Source organism: Paenibacillus sp. MMO-58 (genome assembly GCF_037146255.1).
Classification (GTDB): Bacteria; Bacillota; Bacilli; order Paenibacillales; family Paenibacillaceae; genus Pristimantibacillus.
The window spans coordinates 789,189-808,982 of record NZ_JBBCVY010000002.1 but is presented as its reverse complement, the minus strand read 5'-3'; the positions used below and the strand labels follow the sequence as shown (position 1 = coordinate 808,982).

The window sequence follows — 19,794 nt, the reverse complement described above, 5'->3', positions numbered from 1 at the left end:
TGTGGATACCGATATGTAGTATAGTATAATAAGTGGTACACACAATATATGGTGCCCGACACATGCGATAAGAGGTGTGTATGCGATATAAGGGACATGGGAGGAAGGACCAATCGGATGGCAATGACGCAGAAATTGGAAGGACTTAGCGAAAAAATATTTTTAGACCGTTATGCTTGGAAAAACGCGGACACAAAAAATACGGCAGTAGGGGATGTCGTACTGGTCCTGACGAAGGATGATCCAAAATTCCCGGCCAAAGAGGTTGGGGAGGTCATCGAACGCAGAGGCGACGAAGTGACCGTCAAGCTTAGAAGCGGAGATACCGTAACATCCAGCGTGGAGAAACTCACGCTTACTATAGAAAAGACTCCGGAAGAGATGTGGGACCGTCTAGCCGGTGCGATGGCTGGCGTTGAGCAAGGCGAAGAGAATCGGAGTACCTGGACGGAAAGGTTCCGTTACATTCTGGATGACTGGAAGCTGGTTCCTGGCGGCCGTATTGCTGCCGGCGCCGGCGCGAGCGACGAATTGACGCTGTTCAACTGTTACGTAATTCCTTCGCCGAAGGACAGCCGCGGCGGTATTATGACAACTCTGTCGGAGATGACGGAAATCATGGCGCGCGGCGGCGGCGTGGGAATCAACCTGTCTTCGCTGCGTCCTAGACGGGCTGTTGTTGCTGGCGTTAACGGCTCCTCCAGCGGTGCCGTATCCTGGGGAGGCCTGTTCAGCTATACGACCGGCCTGATTGAACAGGGCGGAAGCCGCAGGGGCGCGCTCATGCTAATGATTAACGACTGGCATCCGGATGTGCTTGATTTCATTACCGTCAAGCAAACGATGGGGCAAGTGACGAATGCAAACCTATCGGTATGCGTAAGCAATGCTTTTATGAAAGCCGTGAAGGAAGACCTGGACTGGGAGCTTGTATTCCCGGATACCAAGGAAACCGATTACGACGAGCTGTGGAACGGCGATCTGGAAGCATGGAAGAAGCTTGGCAAGAAGGTTGTCCATTATAAAACGGTTCGCGCACGCGACGTATGGCATACGATTATTGAATCGGCTTGGAAATCCGCTGAGCCAGGCGTCGTCTTTATGGAGTACTACAACCAGATGTCGAACAGCTGGTATTTCAACCCGATTATTTGCACGAATCCGTGCGGCGAGCAAGGGCTGCCAGGCTGGGGCGTCTGCAACCTGTCCGCTATTAATCTGTCCAAATTTTACGATGAGAGCAAGCATGACGTGAATTGGGATGAGCTGGCGAAGGTAACCCAGTGGTCCGTTCGCTTCCTCGATAACGTTATTGATACAACCCCATATCATTTCGAAGAGAATGAGAAGAATCAGAAGAAGGAGCGCCGCGTTGGCCTTGGCACGATGGGTCTTGCCGAGCTTATGATCAAACTGGGCGTCCGTTACGGCAGCCCGGAATCGCTTCTGTTCCTCGATAAAATATATGGCTTTATGGCACGGGAGGCTTATCTCGCCTCGGCGCAGATCGCGTCGGAGAAAGGCTCGTTTGAAGCGTTTGACGCAGAGAAGTTCCTCCAAAGCGGGTTTATGAAAAACATGGTGTCGGAATTCCCTGAGGTAGGCGAAGCGGTTCTGGCCAAAGGCATGCGCAACGTGACCGTTATTACGCAGGCTCCAACGGGCAGCACCGGTACGATGGTAGGTACGTCGACTGGCATCGAGCCGTATTTTGCATTCGAGTACTTCCGTCAGAGCCGTCTCGGCTTCGACAAACAGCTGGTGCCAATCGCGCAGGCATGGAAGGACGCCCATCCGGGCGAAGAGCTGCCGGATTACTTCGTAACGGCGATGAATTTGTCGGCGAAGGATCATATCCGCGTGCAAGCGGCGATTCAGCGCTGGGTCGACAGTTCGATCTCGAAGACGGCGAATTGTCCAAGCGACTTTACGGTTGAAGAGACGAAAGAGCTGTACGAGATGGCGTTTGATCTGGGCTGTAAAGGCGTTACGATCTATCGCGACGGCAGTCGGGACGTTCAGGTATTGTCGACGAAAAAGGAAGATGCGAAGCCGGATGCGGCGGTCGAAGCAGCTGCGGCTGTGGAAGCGGTAAAAGAGGAAGATAAGCTTGAGACGCTCAATACGACGCTTAACGCAAAGGTATCACCGCAGGTCGAGCAGGAATTCGACAAGCAGTACAAACGCCGTCCGCAAATTCTTCGCGGGGCAACCTATAAAGTAAACACGCCATTTGGCATGGCCTATATTACGATCAACGATCTGAACGGTATTCCGGGCGAGATCTTCCTGAACGTAGGCAAAGCCGGCTCCGACGTATTCGCGATGGCGGAAGCGCTTGGCCGCGTCTGCTCCTTGTTCCTCCGTTACGGGGATCACGGCAACAAAGTGAAGCTGCTTATCAAGCATCTAAAAGGCATTGGCGGCACAGGTGCCATCGGCTTTGGAGCAAATCGCGTAGAATCCATCGCGGACGCGGTTGCGAAGGCGCTCGAGATTCATATCGAAAGCACGAACGAGCAGGCGGCTGCGTATGAACCGGCTAAAACGGCTCCGGCTGTAGCCTTCGCTGCAGCACCTGCCGCAGAGGATTCGCATAAGCACGGCGAGGTGACCTCGCGCGACTTATGCCCGTCCTGCGGATCAGCTTCGCTGATCAATATCGAAGGCTGCAAGCAATGCAGCAATTGCGGCTATAGCAAGTGTAATTAATTCAGAAAGAAGCTAAGACCGGAGGCGGACACACACTGTCCGCTGTAATATCTTTTGTCACATTCTGCAATATGAAATGTCACTAAAATTGATTATGACGTCAAAGCCCGAATCCCTTGTGGATTCGGGCTTTTTTGTATAATAGGCATTCGCAAAGCATGCTTGTTTAATGTCAACTTTCAGTGGAAATAACTGCAGTATAGAAAGAAAAATATCTTAGATTGTATAGATTTCTGAACATTAGGTACAGTCTCAACTTTATTATCGCTTATTTAAATCTTTCCTTCTTCTTTTAATAGACGCTCAAACAGCCGATGTAAGTTCATCGGCTGTTTGTAAGTTGACAAGCACTATAATTTTATTATTGAAACTCTTCTATGCACTACCATATGGCGGCGAATTCACAACGTCGTCGGTCACTCGGCCGTAACAAAAATCTATAAAAAGTGGTGGCTTTCCTGGCAAATCAATGAAAAACGTTTCCACTTCCAGATGGCTGAGAGGTACCAACTGGGTCGCTGCTTGAACCATGGTATCTTCACACGATTATGCGATGAAGTATTTATCTATTTTGAATAACAGTGGATCAAAAAAATGTTTATTTCCATACATTTATGGGCTTAACGTTTTTACTATTACCAAGAGCCGGTAATCCATAGAAGTCTTCGATAGTTCGCAGCATATTATAATGGTTTGTTTTGTTCATGTAGGCTTGATGTTTAATTTTTTGCCCAACCATAACGGCATATTTACTTTCGCGGGAACGTTTGTGAAATCAACCCAAGGGTTATGTTTACGAGCATACAAAGTTTTTAGGTCATACGGCCCGGTAAACCCTACACTAGGCAATCCTTCAGAATAACCTCCAAATGAATAGCCGTGCTTTACAAGTTCATTAGCTAAATTGTCCGTCTTAAAAGTATGGGATGGTTTATCATCGGTGACACCTTGATTTGAACCGGAGAAAAGGTCAATGTCATTATAGTTCACATCCCATTAAGCCGATGTGAAATAAATCTTAAATAAATATTAACTCGATCCTACGGTGCATCATATTTTTACCTGTTATTTTGATATTAATAACCAGTTAATAAAATTTTCATTTTTTTACGCTATCCTACAGAAGCAAAATAATTGATAAATTCTCGTTATCACTTGAGAGGGGTATGTGAATGGCTGTGTTACAAAAAGAACATAATCAGCTTTTAAGCAAGGTACCGCAAGTTACCATTTTTTTCTGGTTAATCAAGGTATTATGCACCACAGTAGGAGAAACATTTTCGGACTTTCTAAGCATTAATGTAGGCTTGGGTCTTCCGGTCACTACTTTAGTTATGGGTGTTGCATTTGTAATTGTGTTGTATATTCAGTTTAAATCATCGAAATACAACCCGTTTATTTATTGGCTTACCGTTGTTCTCATCAGTGTATTCGGTACTTTAATAACCGACAATATGACAGACGGATGGGGAGTGCCGCTTGAACAAAGTACAATCATCTTCACTCTTTTATTGGCAGTAACATTTCTATCCTGGTACGCTAGCGAAAAAACATTATCGATCCACTCGATTTATACGTTTAAAAGAGAAATTTTTTATTGGCTAACCATTCTTTTTACTTTTGCATTAGGCACGGCGGTAGGAGATCTTTATTCGGAGCAGCTCGGCCTCGGGTATCTAAAAACAGGCATTATCGTTATCGTCATCATTGCTTGTATTTTCGTAGCATGGAAATTAAAGCTGAATGAGATTTTGGCATTTTGGATTGCCTATATTTTGACTAGACCGCTTGGGGCTTCGTTAGGAGATTATTTGTCCCAGTCGAAGAAAAATGGCGGCTTGGAGTTAGGCGCTACAATAACAAGCGTCATTTTTCTTATAGCTATATTGGCGGTTATCCTTTTATTATCTGTAACCAAGCTTGATTTAATCCCGAGAACCGATGGAGTTAAAAGTAATGATCAACATGCGGGAGTAAAAAGGGTGTGGATGCAGTCCATCACGACAATCGTTGTATTATTAGCCGTAGGAATTGGCGGGTATAGTTGGTCAAATCATAATCTTGTACCGGAAGTGAATTCGTCTCAAACAACCTTGAGCGGACAATTAAATGATTTCATACAGACTGAAAATAACATTCAGAATAGTATCAGTAGCAAGGACTGGAAGTCTGCAAAGTCTGGAGCCGACGATCTGGAACATAACTGGGACAAGTCAGAGCCTATGCTAAGAAAAATGGATCGAAAAACATGGACCCAAATTGATGGGACCATCGATAGTGTTCTAGCTGCCGTTCGCAGTAAAAACCCTGATCCTGTAAAGTGTAATTCGGTACTAACTGATTCATTGAATGTATTAAATTCATCTAATCAATAAGGTATTGAACATACAGCCTGAGGGATCTAGTATTCCTTGGGCTTTTGTTGTTCTCTTTATCTGTGAGGACACTTCTAGGAAATATTAATTAAGAAACTGTTAATAAGGCCTTCACAGTCACTTTAGATTTAGTCCTTATATTTGATCTAAAAGAAGGAGTCGGAGATATGAAACCAAACTCGAAAATTATGATTATTTATGCTTCATTTGGTGATGGTCATATCAAAGCGGCAAGAGCGTTGTTAGAGTCATTTACAGCTTTAGGGTATAACAATATACAACTGATTGACTTGTTAGAATTAACGCATCCTCGTATTAATTTTGCTTCAAGGTGGCTTTACTTAAAAAGCAGCAGCTATGCACCTAAAGGATATGGATGGTTTTATACTCTAACCAATAGCACGAAGCAAAGTCGAGTTTCAAATCATATTTATCATTCCTTCGGTAAGAAGAAGATGCTCGAAGAATGGAATTCAGAAAAACCGGAATTAATCATTCATACCTTTCCTTATCTGACTGCAGACGAACTAAAATTTCAATCTGGTCAAGGTGTTCCTACCCTTACGGTTATAACGGACTATGTACTGCACAGTCGCTGGTTGCATGAGAATACAAGTCATTACTGCGTGGGGAGCGATACAATTAAAGCGCAAATGCTGGCAGCAGGCGTCCCTGAACATAAGATTTCTGTTACAGGAATTCCTGTTCATTCAAAATTTTTTGACAAAGAGGATAAAGCTGCTATTTGCGATATATGGGGATTTGAACCAGACCGATCTCGCGTACTTCTTATGGCAGGAGCATATGGGGTTCAGCGATCTTTAAAATTAATGATAAGTACTGTGCGGGAAGAGACAACTAGTGACCTCATTGTTGTTTGTGGTAAAAACAAAAAGCTAAGAAAACGATTAGAGAGAGAGTACTATAATGAGAAAAGAATCCATGTTATCGGTTATACAGATAAAGTTCATGAGCTCATGACCATATCCGACTGCTTAATCTCTAAAGCAGGCGGAATTACGTTAACGGAAGCATTAGTTAAGAATCTTCCAACCATTGTTTTTCAACCTATACCTGGACAAGAAGAAGGAAACGCACAATTTTTATCAGGTCTAGGTGTATTAGGTATTGCCAATGACAAATATTCCTTAACAAGAGAGTTATATAATGCTTTAAATCTTAATAGGAACAGGAACATGAAACAAGCGTCTGCATCCGTATGCTTTAAACAATCCTCCATGCGTATTGTAGAAGAAGCTTTAAAGCTAACCGGCTTAGTGGAAAAGGGGTCGGAATGGACGGTAAACGAAAGAAAGGCAGCGCAAATCCATGCATAAGTCTGGGGATTCCCTATTTTCAATAGCATTATTGCTCTTGTTTACAGAATTTCTAAGGGGAGCGTATTTGGTTGCTTTTCTTCCCAATCTGGTAGAAGAGAGGCTGGGCATTGCAATATCCGTAGTAGGGATAGCTGTTTCGGTCCACTATCTTGTAGATAGCTTATGTAAAATTTATATCGGTTACATGATTGATCGATACGGATACCGGGCTATTTTACATCTTGGTTTCTTACTTGCCGCAGTTGGTATGTTTCTGATAATACTCGCAAAATCAGAAATGCAGATATTGTTATCTTCCGCACTACTTGGGATAGGCTTATCACCGATTTGGCTGATTTGCATGAAGCAAGTAAAAGGGGAGAACAGAGCAAAACAAGCCGGATTTATTTATGTATTCTGGATGGCAGGACTGGGATTAGGACCAGTGTTATTTAATTTAGTTCTAGACTTGGGATGGAACTACAGTGTCCTGGTGCTTATCCTTGCATTAGTTGTGGGATGGTTATCCGGTGCTTTCAATCATCTGCATAATAGGGTCGAGAGTAAGGGGGCATCCCCGCAGTCCATAGTCCCTTATCTTAAACAGGTAACGGCATACATTAGAGTGAATCCCTTTATCTTGCCGGCCATTATATTACAAACGACTGGTGCTGGCATGGTTGTCCCTTTTCTGAATGTTTTTGCTGCAAACCGACTTTCCCTGACTCACACGGAACTATCCATTATTATGATACTTGGAGGGGCGAGTGTAACTCTCTTATTAGTCCCAATGGGAAAATGGTTCGATGCATCGGGAAGCCGGTGGTTTTTGATTAGTGGATTCGGATTGTTTGCTATATCTCTTTTTGCATTGACAGGAGTAGACTCCTTTTATATGTCGTTGGTTGTTGTCATAGTGATGGGTGCCTCCTATGCAATGCTGTTGCCCGCTTGGAATGCACTAATGTCAAGACATGTACCTATGGATGCTTCCGGAACGGGATGGGGATTGCTGTCAACCATTGAAGGCTTCGGTGTAGTGGTAGGACCGTTAATAGGCAGCTTTTTGTATGTTTACGGGAGTATAGAAACGCCGTTTATTGTTAGTGCTGTAATGTTTGGAATGATCAGCATCATGTATTTTTTTATGCCTTCTAAAGTATTTAGGTATACGTCTCAAAATGCATGAAAAGGTAAGTAAGCGATAAACCGGACTATAAGGAGAATCGTCCATGTCCATACGTCTAAAATTATTATTTTCGTATTTGATTATGTTAGTTGTACCTTTGCTAACGTTAATAGTTACTTCTATTCTGCTCGTCATTATTTTTAAAGGCGATTTGCATGATATTCGGATGATTTATGAAACTAATATAGAAGGTTTTGAAGAAGAGGACTACCATCGCCTTATTAAACAGTCCATCGAACAAAATCCTGATTTGTTGCTCGACCGGAATTATGTGAATCGATTGTCTTCTCAGCTTTCATCTAAGCAGACCTATTTATTGATTCGAACAGATGAACAAATGATTTATGTTTCGGATGAACTCCGTACGAAAGCCATTCTTTTATCCAAACTAACATCCATTCATAATAATGACCTAAGATCGGTTTCGCGTACTAAGTCATATGGAAACAATGATTATTATCATTATGTTGGTTATGCGTTTCATATCCAGAACAAAGCTATAGATTTATATATAATCACAAAGGTAGACCCCATCGTTTATTTTTCTAAAAAATATGCCCCCTATCTTCTGGGAGCAGTCATTGTCGTATTAGTGTTAACTAATGTTCTACTGACTTTGTACATGTCTAGACGCATTATCAGGCCAATAATGTCACTGCGACGCTCAGCACTCTCTTTTACGGAAGGCAATCTTAACGATCCTGTCATCGTCCATGGCAAGGATGAAATCGGGCAATTAGGCGTGGTCTTTGAAAAATTAAGAACACAGCTTTTACATTCGTTTCGTGTGCAAGAGCAGTTTGAAAATAATCGTAAGGAATTAATCATTAATATATCTCATGACTTGAAAACTCCGATTACGTCTATTAGAGGATATGTGGATGGACTGATAGAGGGGGTTGCCTTGTCTTTGGAAAAAACGGAGAAGTATCTTCGGACAATTTCTAACAAAGCAGCTGAAATGGACAGGTTAATTGATGAGCTCTTTTTATATTCAAAGCTTGATCTTAATCGAATGACCTTTGTATTTGAAACGGTGAATGTGAAGGCCTTTTTGGCAGATTGGATTGAGGAGTTGGCATTTGAACTGGAAAAAGAGGGGATTAGTCTGCTTTTCAATATTCAAATCATCGATTCCATTGAAATGAAAGTAGACCGCAAGTCCTTTCGTAGAGTATTAGAGAATATTATCCAGAACAGCTTGAAGTATATGAATAAAGAAGAGAAAATCATTCAATTAGTTGCATCGATTAGCCAATCCAATTTGAACTTGACGATAGAGGACAATGGAAGTGGAATTCCTGATTCAGCCTTGCCCTATATTTTTGATCGCTTTTACCGAGCTGATCTTTCTCGTAATTCCGAAATAACAGGGAATGGATTGGGCTTAGCCATTGCCAAACGTATTGTCCTTGAGCATAACGGGAGTATTTCTGCAGAAAGCACGGAAGGTGTAGGCACGAAGATGACCATAAGTATTCCTAAAAGTTCATAAGGAGATTTACATGGTATGCCTATCCACTATGGGAATGAGGAATAACGAATGAAAAGCATTCTTGTTATTGAGGACGATACGACTATCTCAGAACTACAGCGGGATTATTTGGAGATTAACGGGTACGAAGTCCAGATAGCTGCGGATGGCGAAGCCGGTTTAGCGATGTGCCTCTCGGGTATTTATGACTTGGTCATCCTTGATTTGATGCTCCCAAAGATAAACGGGTTTGAGGTGTGCAAGAAAATTCGAGAGAAACAGGACATCCCCATTCTGATTGTAACTTCACGCCATGAAGATATCGATGTGATTAGAGGACTCGGAATCGGCGCTGATGATTATATTACGAAACCGTTCAAACCTGCTGAATTAGTTGCTAGGGTAAAGGCACACCTGGAGAGATATAAGCGGCTAGTTGGTCTTAAAGATATTAATAATATCATTCAGATCCGGGATTTAGCCATTGATGCGGATACCCGAAAGGTTTTCGTTAATAATGAGGAAGCCGTACTAACGACCAAGGAATTTGACTTGTTGTATTTCCTTGCGACCCATCCGAATAAGGTTTTCAGCAAAGAGCATCTTTTTGAGCGGATATGGGGAGTAGATGCTCTTGGTGATATACAGACGGTGACCGTGCATATCCGTAAAATTCGCGAGAAAATTGAAAAAGATTCTGCAAATCCCGAATATATCGAGACATTATGGGGAGCAGGTTACCGCTGCAAAGGATGAAAAGTCTGATCCAATGATCAGACTTTTTTATTTTACTTCATAATAGTTAATAAAAATTTAATCGGATTTTCACAGCTCGTTGAGAATTGAATTTTAAAGTAAGGTACGTCCACTTAAGGATAAATAGAAAATTGGAAGAGGGGAAGTTGCCAGCATTATGCAAAATATACTAACAGCCGTTGTCCAGGGAATCATAGAAGGACTAACTGAATTTCTTCCGGTGTCTTCAACGGGGCATTTGATATTGACTGGGAAGTTGTTGGATTTTACGGGAGACAAGGCAGATACCTTTGAAATTATTATACAGCTGGGCGCTATCCTGGCGGTTGCTGTTATTTATTGGCGCAGGATTTTAAGCTTACTTGGCTTTAGCCGATTCTCCTATGGAGAAAGTCAGACTCAAGCATCAGGTAAACTAAATCTTATTCACGTTATTCTTGCGTGTCTGCCTGCGATGATATTAGGTTTGCTCCTGCATTCTTTTATTACCTCCTATTTATTCTCCTCGTACACGGTACTTATAGGGCTAGTACTTGGCGGCATTTTTATGTTGTTTGGAGAGCGTAGACAAGCTGCCGTTCAATCAGAAGGCGTTGATCAGATTACTTATAGGCAAGCTGTATATATCGGATTATTTCAATGTCTAGCGCTGTGGCCGGGCTTCTCTCGTTCGGGAGCAACGATAGCGGGAGGTTTACTGTCCGGAGTGGGGTATAGAGCGGCAACAAATTTTTCTTTTCTTATTGCGATTCCAATGATGGTAGCAGCAAGCGGATTCGAGTTATTGAAAAGCTACGATACATTAACGGCATCGGATGCCGTGTTCTTTATCACCGGTTTTATTGTAGCCTTTGTAGTGGCCTTGCTTGCAGTAATTACTTTTTTAAAGCTTCTTGAACGCTTCAAGCTTGCTCCTTTTGCTTATTACCGATTTGTGCTCGCAGCGGTATTCCTGGTATATCTAGTGGTCACAGGGAACTGATGCTTCATTTATAGCTTGGAAAGGAGTTATAAGAGATATGCAGAGTATTATTGATTGGATCTCAAATATAGCGGTCCAACTAATTGATGCGATTGGCCTCTACGGCATATTTATCGGTATGGTCCTGGAAAGTGCTTGTATACCTATTCCGAGTGAAGTCATTTTATTAAGCGGGGGTCTCTCTGCTGCTAACGGTACGATATCATGGCAGGAGGTGGTCATCGCAGGTGTACTCGGAAATGTTCTTGGATCAATAATTGCGTACCATGTTGGATCTCTTGGCGGAAGGAAAATACTTAATAAGTACGGGAAATATGTGCTCTTTAGAAACTCGCATCTTGATCAAGCGGAGAAGTGGTTTACCCGATATGGTGCAATGAGCGTATTCTTTACCAGAAACCTTCCTTTTATCCGAACTTTCATATCCTTGCCAGCGGGCATAGCAAAGATGAGGTTCTCTACTTTTCTGCTATATACTTTTTTAGGCTGTATTCCATGGAATATTGCATTGGCCTATGCGGGTTATAAATGGGGAGCGAATGCGGATGTATTGGAGAGTTACATGCATCCGATCAGTTATGCTGTTGCGATAGTAGTTGTTGGACTACTTGCGTATTGGCTCCTTATTAAGAAACGGAAGAGAGTTTGATGGATACGCCGGCGATACATGCATCAGCCTCTAATCTGATCATGGAGCATTATGAGTATGACTACTCGCCCAGTGGAGAACCAGTTATTTATATCAAGGTATTGAATACGAGCTCCAAGGTATTGATCGGTGATCTTTCTGTCCAATTGGATCGAGCTTATAATACCAGTCAAGATGAATATGGATACAAGCATGTCGGCCATGCCATTGCCTTGCATAATGTTATTATTGGACCGGGAAAGGAACAAAATCTCGAATTCATGAAAGCTCCTAAACTAAGCGTTGGCGATTACAGAGCGGATATCCAGTTTAGTTATTTAACCGAATATAAGGAGGATCGGATTGATTTTACAATAAAGCAATCGGATTTAGTTCAACGGAGTGCGAAAGATCCCAGTTCTCCTAAGGGCAGCCTTTTTAGCCCGTTTAGGAATCTTAAGTGGGCAATCATCTCTCTATTAATTGCAGGGGCTATTATTACGCTCATAAAGAGTCGTACTCAATCTGAGAAATAAGGGGATAGGCATGTACACTTATAAAACGGAATTTAACCCAAAAGCTACAACGATGCTAGCAAAAGTACCTGAAATTACGGTGTATTTCTGGATAACGAAGCTAATTACAACTGGTCTTGGAGAAGTGGCATCAGATTTTTTATTTGAAAAATTAAATCCATTCCTCTCCGTGCCGATAAGTGTAGCGATTTTTGTTGCAGCTATGGTTCTCCAGTTCAAGTCGAAAAAGTATATCGCCAGTCTGTATTGGCTGGTTGTCATAATGGTAAGCATATTTGGCACTACAGCAGCTGATGTTATACGAGCTGGTTTGGGAAATACGGCTTCAACTCTATTTTTTATTGCCTCGCTTGCAGTCATTTTCAGAACTTGGTATGTGAAAGAGAAGAGTTTATCGATTCATAGCATTAACACGCGCCGGAGAGAAGTGTTTTATTGGATGACGGTCCTGACCACATTCGCTCTCGGCACTTCTGCAGGCGACTTAACAGCCTCCAGCATGCATTTGGGATATTTAGCTTCCGGAATAATGTTCTTTGCTTTGCTATTCATACCCGCATTATGTTATCGGCTGTTTCATCTGAAAGAAATTACAGCTTTCTGGATAGCTTATGTTTTGACTCGTCCTGTGGGCGCGTCCTTCGCGGATTGGCTTTCTGCGGCACCAGGCCATGGCGGTGTTGGTTACAGCAAAGGACTCGTTAGTCTAGTACTCTTGATTGTGATTGTGCTTCTCGTTGTCTTTCGAGGCGGTACCCCTGCAAAGATGGAGGAGAGTCAGCAGGTCGCTGTTAATCAGTAATGGGGGATCTTCTTATTTTCATGCTCATTTCATAGTTTATTGGTATATTTAAGATCTATGAAATAGCAGGAGGTAAGATAACATGCGCGTCTTGCTTGCAGAAGACGATGAAACGCTGGTGAGTTAACCGAGTATCAACTTAAGCGAAGATACCTTGTCGTAGATTGGGTAGGGTTATCGGCTGACAGTGGACGGGGCACGCATGTTTAAACAAACGTGAATACGACTAACGCGCGAATTCTCTCTAACCGTAGGTATTATCTTAATGATAACTGCGGTTTTTTCTCTATGGATGGTACAAAATATGCTGACGACGGCAGAGGACAATCAGCTTACGACGTTAAGCGGTCAGTACAAGTCAGAATTGCAAAAGCTGCTGGGCTCTCCAACTGGTTTAAATGATGAAGTGGCAGAAGAGGTTTTTCCTATGAATGCGCTATTGCCAAGTGTTCTCGAAAAGCCAGCTCATGTCTACCATAATGTTCGAGCGGATGGACGTACATTTCGAATTGGATGGTTTAAGATGGGCGTTTGCAGGGCTTGCACTAGTCGTGCTATATCTGGCGGAGTTGCAGGTTATTTGATAGCTGGCCGGGCGATGAAACCGATCGCGAATGCTATCCAAAGGCAGGAGCAGTTCACTAGTGACGCATCGCGCGAGCTCCGAACACCGCTAAGCATAATGAGATCCGCTTATGAGGTGTTGGATGAGGAAAGGGATAATCTACCGAGACCCTCGCTGCATGCGGTCCAATGATCATGCTGTCGGAGAAAGCGACGGAAAGACTGTGAGCCCATCAATATTGCCGGTGACGTAATCGCCCGACAACACCACTGCATCACATCATAAAATTCCGATTATTCCCAAGGCGAGTCGCACCCGTTGCTGCGCCTGATGATTAAAGGAATATTCCATGACTGCTCTTGAATTGGTTTCAAAAATTCTCATCAAATTCTAATCTTGATCTCAAGGCATTCTCACGTTGACTTGCTATAGTTGTAAATGTCATAAGACAAACCCAAAATTGGAGGTAACAAAATGAAGAAGAAGACATGGATTATTGCCGCAGCTCTGTTTGCGGTGGTAGCTACTGGATCGGGATCTTTGCTGCATTCAACGTATGCGGCTTCGGGTAACAACAAATCGTCGGTGGAATTAACCCCAATGACAACGAATTCCGACAACACCGCTGTCTCGTCTACTCAAGAGAAGTCCGATGGCGATGGCGAGGTTGCAGACGATCAAGTGAAATCCGGCTCTGTTAAAGCGACCAACCAAGAGAAGTCCGACGGGGACGGCGAGGTTGCAGACGATCAAGTGAAATCCAGCTCTGTTAAAGCGGCCAACCAAGACAAGTCCGACGGGGACGGCGAGATTGCCGACGATCAAGGGCAATCCGATAAAGACAGCGCGAATGGCGTAGACCATCAAGACGATGGCGAAACGAATGAGGATTAATCCAATTCGGGCATAAAAGATCAACGGGCAGGAATCCTATTACAGGGGTTCTTGCCCTTTTGAATATATTCGGAAAGGAATCCGCATGAGAAAATTACTCCTTATTGAAGATGAACCGAACTTTGCCCGTTTTGTTGAACTCGAGTTAGAGCATGAGGGCTTCGAAGTCACAGTTGTTCATAACGGGCGGGAGGGATTCTTGTTAGCCAGTGGACAGGAATGGGATCTGATCCTGTTGGATCTTATGCTCCCGGGTCTTAGCGGAATCGAAATTTGCAGACGGCTTCGAAGTCAGAGAAACAAGACCCCGATCATCATGCTCACGGCTCGCAATAGCGTGATGGATCGAGTTTCGGGCCTCGACAGCGGCGCTGACGATTATTTGCCCAAGCCTTTCGAAATCGAAGAATTGCTTGCCCGAATACGAGCGTTGTTTAGAAGAGTGGATCCGTCGGAGGATGAAGAAAACGAAAAGATAGAGTTCCAAGACCTTCAAGTATATGGCAGTTCGCGAACGGTCAAGCGCGATGGAGAGGAACTGTCCCTCACCAAACGGGAATTTGATCTGTTGGTCGTCCTTCTTCGAAATGCGAACAATGTGCTTAGCAGAGATCAACTGCTCGACCTGGTATGGGGATTTGAGTCCGGAGCGGAGACTAACGTAGTCGATGTTTATGTCCGATATATTCGGCAAAAATTGGGCGGCGGAGATAAATACATTCAGACCGTACGCGGCGTAGGTTACGTGATGAAAGGGTGAGCACATGCCCATCAAGTACAAATTGGCTTTATGGACAACATCGCTGATTCTAATATTGTTTATCGTGTATACCATTGCTCAATACAACGCAGTAACGCAATGGATGATGAATTCCCAGAAAGACTCGATGAGAAGGACGGCTGCCGAAATCATCGGATACTTCTCAGAACAAGAGGAACCACTGGATAAGGAAGGATTGGAAGAGAGCAGAGGGTTTCTGCAGCGGTTCGTTCAAAACAATCAGTTGCTCAGGCTGTTGGACCCCGCCGGCCGGGAAGTGATGATTCTCACCCGTGAGCTTCCTTCCGACTGGGTTCCAGTTCAAACGGCGGAAAGCGAATCGATCGTATCCCTGCACCATGGACAGGACCGATTGATGGTCGTTCGTGCTCCGATCAATACGACTTCATTCAAAGGCACTTTGGAGTTAGCGGCAAACTTGGAAAACGAAGATGCGATGAAGGATCGATTGAGAAGTCTCATGCTGGAGCTTGGGGCACTTGGGATAATCTTTAGCACGATTGGAGGTTTAGTTGTCGCTTGGCGGTTGCTGAAACCGTTGAACCGCATGGCTTCCGCTATGAATGACATCAAGCGAACAGGGGTGAGCGGACGAGTAAGATATCGAAACAATGGGGATGAAATTTCCCGACTTTCTTCTATCTTCAATGAGATGATGGAGGAGTTGGAACGTTCCTTCAATCGACAGCGCCAATTCATTGAAGATGCTTCGCATGAAATCCGAACTCCCATCGCCATCATAGAAGGACATATGAAATTATTAAAGCGATGGGGAAAGAATAATCCTGCGATTCAAGAGGAATCCATAGCCGCAGTAATCGAAGAGATCGTACGTTTACGCCAATTAACTAATCAATTATTAGATTTATCTGGCGACCTGCATCATCCTGCAGAGGAAATTTCCGATCCAATCGATCCTTCGAATGTCGTGATGGAATTGATACAAAACTACCGATTGCTTTATCCGCATTTCACGATCGTAAGCGATTTGAAAGAAGGGAAGCGCATTCGAATAGACGAGCATCGGTTACATCAGGTCTTGATCATCCTATTAGATAACGCCGTTCGGTATTCCAGTCAGAACCCTGTGTTGCGAATAAGCCTTAAAGTTGTTGGAGAGAATATCCATATATCTGTCGAAGATAAAGGAATCGGCATTCATAAGAAGGACATACCTTACATTTTTGACCGCTTCTTCCGTGTAGATAAGGGAAGGGGACGGAAGGAAGGAGGAAATGGCCTCGGATTGTCGATCGCGAAAAAAATCACGGAGAAATATGGGGGGGAAATCCGGATCATAAGCGAAATGGGTATCGGAACTACGGTGATCTTGATTTTCCCGCATGCATAACTTTTCATGGATTTATCCAGTGACAAGAACATTGGTCATTTGCCGCTGAGATGAATCGTTAATAAGTAAATAATATGAACTTATTAAAATTTTAAGATTTAACGTCTATGATATTGTCGAGCAAAGAGCGAAAGCATTTTCGATATCTTCTATACTTGTACAAGGAGGGTGCGATTTCATGTCGGAACAACCAAACAAACCGAAAATATTGCTTAGCAAGGTACCTGAAGTTACGATTTACTTCTGGATCATCAAAGTCCTATGCACAACGGTCGGGGAAACATTTGCGGATTTTCTCAATTTCAACTTGGGATTCGGTTTAACGAACACAACAATTATTATGGGAGTCGCTTTTTTTATTTTATTGTTTCTTCAATTCAGGACAACGAAATATGTACCCGCTATATATTGGCTGACCGTCGTATTAATAAGCGTTTTCGGAACGTTAGTTACAGATAATTTGACGGACGGGATCGGAGTTCCGCTGGAGAAAAGCACGACTGTATTCAGCATACTGCTGGGACTGACTTTCCTGGTTTGGTACTTAAGCGAAAAGACGCTTTCTATTCACTCGATCTACACAAGGAAACGCGAAGTTTATTATTGGCTAACCATTCTATTCACGTTCGCCCTTGGAACAGCTGTCGGCGATCTGTATTCCGAACAACTCGGACTTGGATACTTTAACACAGGTCTCACGGTCGTTATTATCATCGCGATTATGTATTTGGCTTGGAAATGGCTTCGTCTAGATGCAGTATTAGCTTTCTGGGTCGTTTATATTCTGACTCGTCCGCTTGGGGCGTCCTTAGGTGACTACTTGTCCCAAACCAAAGTAAATGGCGGATTAGGCTTAGGTACAACGATAACAAGCGTCATTTTTCTAGTTGCGATTTTGGCTGTCATCATTTTCTTGGCTGTTACCCAAATCGATACAGTTCCGAACAGCGGAACCGCAGAGTCGGAGCATGCAAAAGAAAGAAAAAGAAACGTCCTCATTCAAACCGTATCCGTACTTTGTGTTTTCTTAGCTGTCGGCATCGGCGGATATGTTCAGTTGAGCAATAAAATCGCATCGCAAATCGATTCTTCCGGATCGTCTTCAACGTCCAATTCGGCATCACTAGCCGGACAGTTGACGGATTTCGTGAATATAGAAAATGATATGTCGAAAGCCGTGAACGTAAAAGACTTTGCTGCCGCGAAAAAGGGTGCTGACAATTTGGAACATAAATGGGATACGTCGGAGCCTAAGCTTAGAAAAATAGACGGCTCCACATGGACTCAAATCGATGGAACGATCGACGTGGTATTGGCCGCAGTCCGCAATGGAAAACCCGATGCGAATCAATGCAATAACGCCCTTCAAGAGTCGCTGAAGGTATTGAATGAAGCCAACAAAACAGCGGCTTCACAAGCTCCTGCGTCGTCGCAATCTGAGACTTCTCAATCCCCGGCAGCGTCTCCGGAAGCCGGAACAGCTACGCCGCATGCGAAATTGGCCGGACGATTAACGGAATTTGTAAATATTGAAAACGAGATGTTGAATGCAGTAAACACAAAGGATTTTGCTGCAGCCAAAAAAGGCGCTGACAATTTGGAACATCAATGGGACAATTCCGAGCCTAAGCTTAGGAAAATCGACGGTTCCGCTTGGACAAAGATCGATGGTACGATTGACGTTGTATTGGCTAACGTTCGTAAAGGCAAACCTATTGCCAGCCAATGCGTCACTGCGCTTAATGACTCGCTTAATATCATGAGCGGAGCAAATCAATAAAAATAGAGGATAAGATTTTCTTTCTGACGGGTAGATATGCTTAGAAGCTTATTTTAGTTTGTCACTATTTTGGGATTCGCGTCTTCTTTTTAATAATCCTGCTTCTCTTAAAATGCTTCGTAATATATTCATCTGATAACTTATTCGCAATTTAAGTGGTAAACCGATTCCCGTTTCTACTGTTATTGCATTCGAATGCAGCAGATGGTAAGCGGCTGAACGTCCCGACCCAGGTAATTCTCGCTGAAGGAGCGAAAAATGTATCGAAGCCTTCTTGATAGATGTATTCAATCGTCGAATCATCCTTTTTGCAGCAGGGATAGCCTTGCTTCTAGGGTTAACGATCAAGGTTTGTCCCAGTGACCTTGGATGGATACCGGATAATCCATTCGCCTCATGCAGATCCACGTACCATACCGGTTGGTGTTCCCTGGCAAGCTCGAATACTGCTCTTGAAAGGGGGTGACAAGCTGATTTGAAATTGTGTTTTGGGAACGTCCGATTCAGATCGGGAACCCCTCTTATTTTTTTTCTAACCGCAATCTTATTGACTATAGGAATAATTATTAAGTATTCGAAAAGCTTGCCGGTGTTCAAAGCCTAGACTGAATGAAAACCTGACTGCTATTATACAAAAACTCCGGCTCTAAAAATTGGCCGGAGTTTTTGCTGTGTCTAACTTTTACTAAAGCGGGACAATACGGGAATGACGCGCAGGATTTGATTATAGAGAGAGATAAATAGCCTGGAAATTGGGTCGATCTGCTTTCTCAAGGCGAATACCGTCAAGGCTATTAAGAATGACAGCACGACAGCTCCTAAAATATCAGCAGGGTAGTGTACGCCCACATAGATACGCGAGATCCCCGTCAAGACGGCAAAAACCAACATGAGTACGCCTGTTTGTCGCTTCATAAGCAGTATTACAAATGCAAACGAAAACGCCAATGTCGCATGATCACTCGGGAACGAGGCATCCGCTGCATGCGAGATTAATTGATGCACGGTATGATCGACGAACGGACGAGGATGATTCACGAGCGGCGATATGACCCAAGCAGCCAGTAAGAGAGAGACTGCTGCGGTTAGGCATGCAAAGAATACAGCCCGTTGATTCTCTTTACTTCCGCTGCACCACAGGAAAACGAGTATGGCTAGCATCAGCCACACGATATCTTGCGCAAATATTTCCATGAGATCATCTATCCAATCAAAATGGCCGGCAAAGTTATTGATGATATGGAACAGTTGTTCGTTCAATGATGTTTCCTCCCTTCAAATTTCAACTCGATAATGATATCAAAAATAACTTAAAAATCTCTTAATTTTTGTTCCTTAAAAAGATTTATTATTTTTCAAGTTTCTGACTCATGTCCTTCTCATTTGAGGACCAAACTGAATTTGGTGTAATGACCGCCACAAGTCAGTAACCGAGAGTGAGGCAGAAATTCTCGTACAACACTGAGGTAACATTCCCAGCTAAGAGGACAAGGCTCCCGGGTATTGGAACTTAGGTAACCGATAACTTGACCGACAATTCTTATAGGCTTAACGTTTCTTACCTGACACTAAAGTGAAAAAAACTCTCGATTCATTCGATTTATACACGAAAAGAGAGGCTTTCTATGTCGTATTTTTCGTAGCCGCGTT

The 19,794-nt window shown here is 43.4% G+C and carries 18 protein-coding genes; 15 read left to right on the top strand and 3 right to left on the bottom strand.

Features of this window, described 5'->3' with window-relative positions; all coding sequences use genetic code 11:
* Positions 1 to 117: 117 nt before the first annotated feature.
* Complete coding sequence (locus tag WFJ73_RS09485; RefSeq protein WP_336772786.1) at positions 118 to 2,712, top strand: adenosylcobalamin-dependent ribonucleoside-diphosphate reductase; 2,595 nt, start codon at positions 118 to 120, stop codon at positions 2,710 to 2,712.
* A gap of 702 nt (positions 2,713 to 3,414) precedes the next feature.
* On the opposite strand, the gene WFJ73_RS09480 is transcribed toward WFJ73_RS09485, so the two are convergent.
* Positions 3,415 to 3,702, bottom strand: a complete 288-nt coding sequence (locus tag WFJ73_RS09480) for an alkaline phosphatase family protein (RefSeq protein WP_336772785.1) — start codon at positions 3,700 to 3,702, stop codon at positions 3,415 to 3,417.
* A gap of 182 nt (positions 3,703 to 3,884) precedes the next feature.
* Between WFJ73_RS09480 and WFJ73_RS09475 the strand changes: the two genes are divergently transcribed.
* The 14 genes from WFJ73_RS09475 (at position 3,885) to WFJ73_RS09410 (ending at position 18,144) form a co-directional block, all read left to right on the top strand.
* Positions 3,885 to 5,087 carry a COG4705 family protein gene (locus WFJ73_RS09475; protein WP_336772784.1) on the top strand — a complete coding sequence of 401 codons (1,203 nt, stop codon included), beginning with the start codon at positions 3,885 to 3,887 and terminating at the stop codon, positions 5,085 to 5,087.
* A 167-nt stretch (positions 5,088 to 5,254) separates the two neighbouring features.
* Positions 5,255 to 6,424: an MGDG synthase family glycosyltransferase gene (locus tag WFJ73_RS09470; protein ID WP_336772783.1), complete on the top strand. Its 1,170-nt coding sequence runs from the start codon at positions 5,255 to 5,257 to the stop codon at positions 6,422 to 6,424.
* Positions 6,417 to 7,595, top strand: coding sequence for an MFS transporter (locus WFJ73_RS09465; RefSeq protein WP_336772782.1), 1,179 nt, complete (start codon positions 6,417 to 6,419; stop codon positions 7,593 to 7,595). Before WFJ73_RS09470 ends, WFJ73_RS09465 begins: the two co-directional genes overlap by 8 nt.
* A gap of 43 nt (positions 7,596 to 7,638) precedes the next feature.
* A complete protein-coding gene (locus WFJ73_RS09460; protein ID WP_132306539.1) occupies positions 7,639 to 9,090 on the top strand; it encodes a sensor histidine kinase in 1,452 nt (483 codons plus the stop codon).
* 48 nt (positions 9,091 to 9,138) lie between these two features.
* Positions 9,139 to 9,825, top strand: a complete 687-nt coding sequence (locus WFJ73_RS09455) for a response regulator transcription factor (protein WP_336772781.1) — start codon at positions 9,139 to 9,141, stop codon at positions 9,823 to 9,825.
* A 157-nt stretch (positions 9,826 to 9,982) separates the two neighbouring features.
* A complete protein-coding gene (locus WFJ73_RS09450; RefSeq protein ID WP_336772780.1) occupies positions 9,983 to 10,807 on the top strand; it encodes an undecaprenyl-diphosphate phosphatase in 825 nt (274 codons plus the stop codon).
* A 37-nt stretch (positions 10,808 to 10,844) separates the two neighbouring features.
* On the top strand, positions 10,845 to 11,456 hold the full coding sequence (locus tag WFJ73_RS09445; RefSeq protein ID WP_336772779.1) for a DedA family protein: 612 nt from the start codon (positions 10,845 to 10,847) through the stop codon (positions 11,454 to 11,456).
* Positions 11,456 to 11,971: a hypothetical protein gene (locus tag WFJ73_RS09440; protein WP_336772778.1), complete on the top strand. Its 516-nt coding sequence runs from the start codon at positions 11,456 to 11,458 to the stop codon at positions 11,969 to 11,971. Before WFJ73_RS09445 ends, WFJ73_RS09440 begins: the two co-directional genes overlap by 1 nt.
* Before the next feature lie 10 nt (positions 11,972 to 11,981).
* The gene (locus tag WFJ73_RS09435) at positions 11,982 to 12,773 is read left to right on the top strand and encodes a COG4705 family protein (protein ID WP_243711615.1); all 792 of its coding nucleotides are present in this window, start codon (positions 11,982 to 11,984) and stop codon (positions 12,771 to 12,773) included.
* Between the two features lie 304 nt (positions 12,774 to 13,077).
* Positions 13,078 to 13,530, top strand: a complete 453-nt coding sequence (locus tag WFJ73_RS09430; protein ID WP_336772777.1) for a hypothetical protein — start codon at positions 13,078 to 13,080, stop codon at positions 13,528 to 13,530.
* Between the two features lie 282 nt (positions 13,531 to 13,812).
* The gene (locus WFJ73_RS09425) at positions 13,813 to 14,232 is read left to right on the top strand and encodes a hypothetical protein (RefSeq protein ID WP_336772776.1); all 420 of its coding nucleotides are present in this window, start codon (positions 13,813 to 13,815) and stop codon (positions 14,230 to 14,232) included.
* An 85-nt stretch (positions 14,233 to 14,317) separates the two neighbouring features.
* Entirely contained in the window at positions 14,318 to 14,992 is a 675-nt protein-coding gene (locus tag WFJ73_RS09420) for a response regulator transcription factor (RefSeq protein WP_336772775.1), read from the top strand.
* A gap of 4 nt (positions 14,993 to 14,996) precedes the next feature.
* Positions 14,997 to 16,364 (top strand): sensor histidine kinase, encoded by a 1,368-nt coding sequence (locus WFJ73_RS09415; protein ID WP_336772774.1) that lies wholly within the window; start codon positions 14,997 to 14,999, stop codon positions 16,362 to 16,364.
* Positions 16,365 to 16,542: 178 nt separating this feature from the next.
* Positions 16,543 to 18,144, top strand: a complete 1,602-nt coding sequence (locus tag WFJ73_RS09410; RefSeq protein WP_336772773.1) for a COG4705 family protein — start codon at positions 16,543 to 16,545, stop codon at positions 18,142 to 18,144.
* A 48-nt stretch (positions 18,145 to 18,192) separates the two neighbouring features.
* Here WFJ73_RS09410 and WFJ73_RS33360 read toward each other — a convergent pair whose 3' ends face one another.
* Together WFJ73_RS33360 and WFJ73_RS09405 are read right to left on the bottom strand one after the other, a co-directional pair.
* Positions 18,193 to 18,741, bottom strand: coding sequence for a deacylase (locus tag WFJ73_RS33360; RefSeq protein WP_442955931.1), 549 nt, complete (start codon positions 18,739 to 18,741; stop codon positions 18,193 to 18,195).
* 78 nt (positions 18,742 to 18,819) lie between these two features.
* On the bottom strand, positions 18,820 to 19,404 hold the full coding sequence (locus tag WFJ73_RS09405) for an undecaprenyl-diphosphatase (RefSeq protein WP_336772772.1): 585 nt from the start codon (positions 19,402 to 19,404) through the stop codon (positions 18,820 to 18,822).
* Positions 19,405 to 19,794: the final 390 nt, after the last annotated feature.

Bases quoted from the DNA above. Each gene is read 5' to 3' on its own strand.
- WFJ73_RS09485 (WP_336772786.1), top strand. From the start codon at position 118: ATGGCAATGACGCAGAAATTGGAAGGACTTAGCGAAAAAATATTTTTA.
- WFJ73_RS09475 (WP_336772784.1), top strand. From the start codon at position 3,885: ATGGCTGTGTTACAAAAAGAACATAATCAGCTTTTAAGCAAGGTACCG.
- WFJ73_RS09470 (WP_336772783.1), top strand. From the start codon at position 5,255: ATGAAACCAAACTCGAAAATTATGATTATTTATGCTTCATTTGGTGAT.
- WFJ73_RS09465 (WP_336772782.1), top strand. From the start codon at position 6,417: ATGCATAAGTCTGGGGATTCCCTATTTTCAATAGCATTATTGCTCTTG.
- WFJ73_RS09460 (WP_132306539.1), top strand. From the start codon at position 7,639: ATGTCCATACGTCTAAAATTATTATTTTCGTATTTGATTATGTTAGTT.
- WFJ73_RS09455 (WP_336772781.1), top strand. From the start codon at position 9,139: ATGAAAAGCATTCTTGTTATTGAGGACGATACGACTATCTCAGAACTA.
- WFJ73_RS09450 (WP_336772780.1), top strand. From the start codon at position 9,983: ATGCAAAATATACTAACAGCCGTTGTCCAGGGAATCATAGAAGGACTA.
- WFJ73_RS09445 (WP_336772779.1), top strand. From the start codon at position 10,845: ATGCAGAGTATTATTGATTGGATCTCAAATATAGCGGTCCAACTAATT.
- WFJ73_RS09440 (WP_336772778.1), top strand. From the start codon at position 11,456: ATGGATACGCCGGCGATACATGCATCAGCCTCTAATCTGATCATGGAG.
- WFJ73_RS09435 (WP_243711615.1), top strand. From the start codon at position 11,982: ATGTACACTTATAAAACGGAATTTAACCCAAAAGCTACAACGATGCTA.
- WFJ73_RS09430 (WP_336772777.1), top strand. From the start codon at position 13,078: ATGCTGACGACGGCAGAGGACAATCAGCTTACGACGTTAAGCGGTCAG.
- WFJ73_RS09425 (WP_336772776.1), top strand. From the start codon at position 13,813: ATGAAGAAGAAGACATGGATTATTGCCGCAGCTCTGTTTGCGGTGGTA.
- WFJ73_RS09420 (WP_336772775.1), top strand. From the start codon at position 14,318: ATGAGAAAATTACTCCTTATTGAAGATGAACCGAACTTTGCCCGTTTT.
- WFJ73_RS09415 (WP_336772774.1), top strand. From the start codon at position 14,997: ATGCCCATCAAGTACAAATTGGCTTTATGGACAACATCGCTGATTCTA.
- WFJ73_RS09410 (WP_336772773.1), top strand. From the start codon at position 16,543: ATGTCGGAACAACCAAACAAACCGAAAATATTGCTTAGCAAGGTACCT.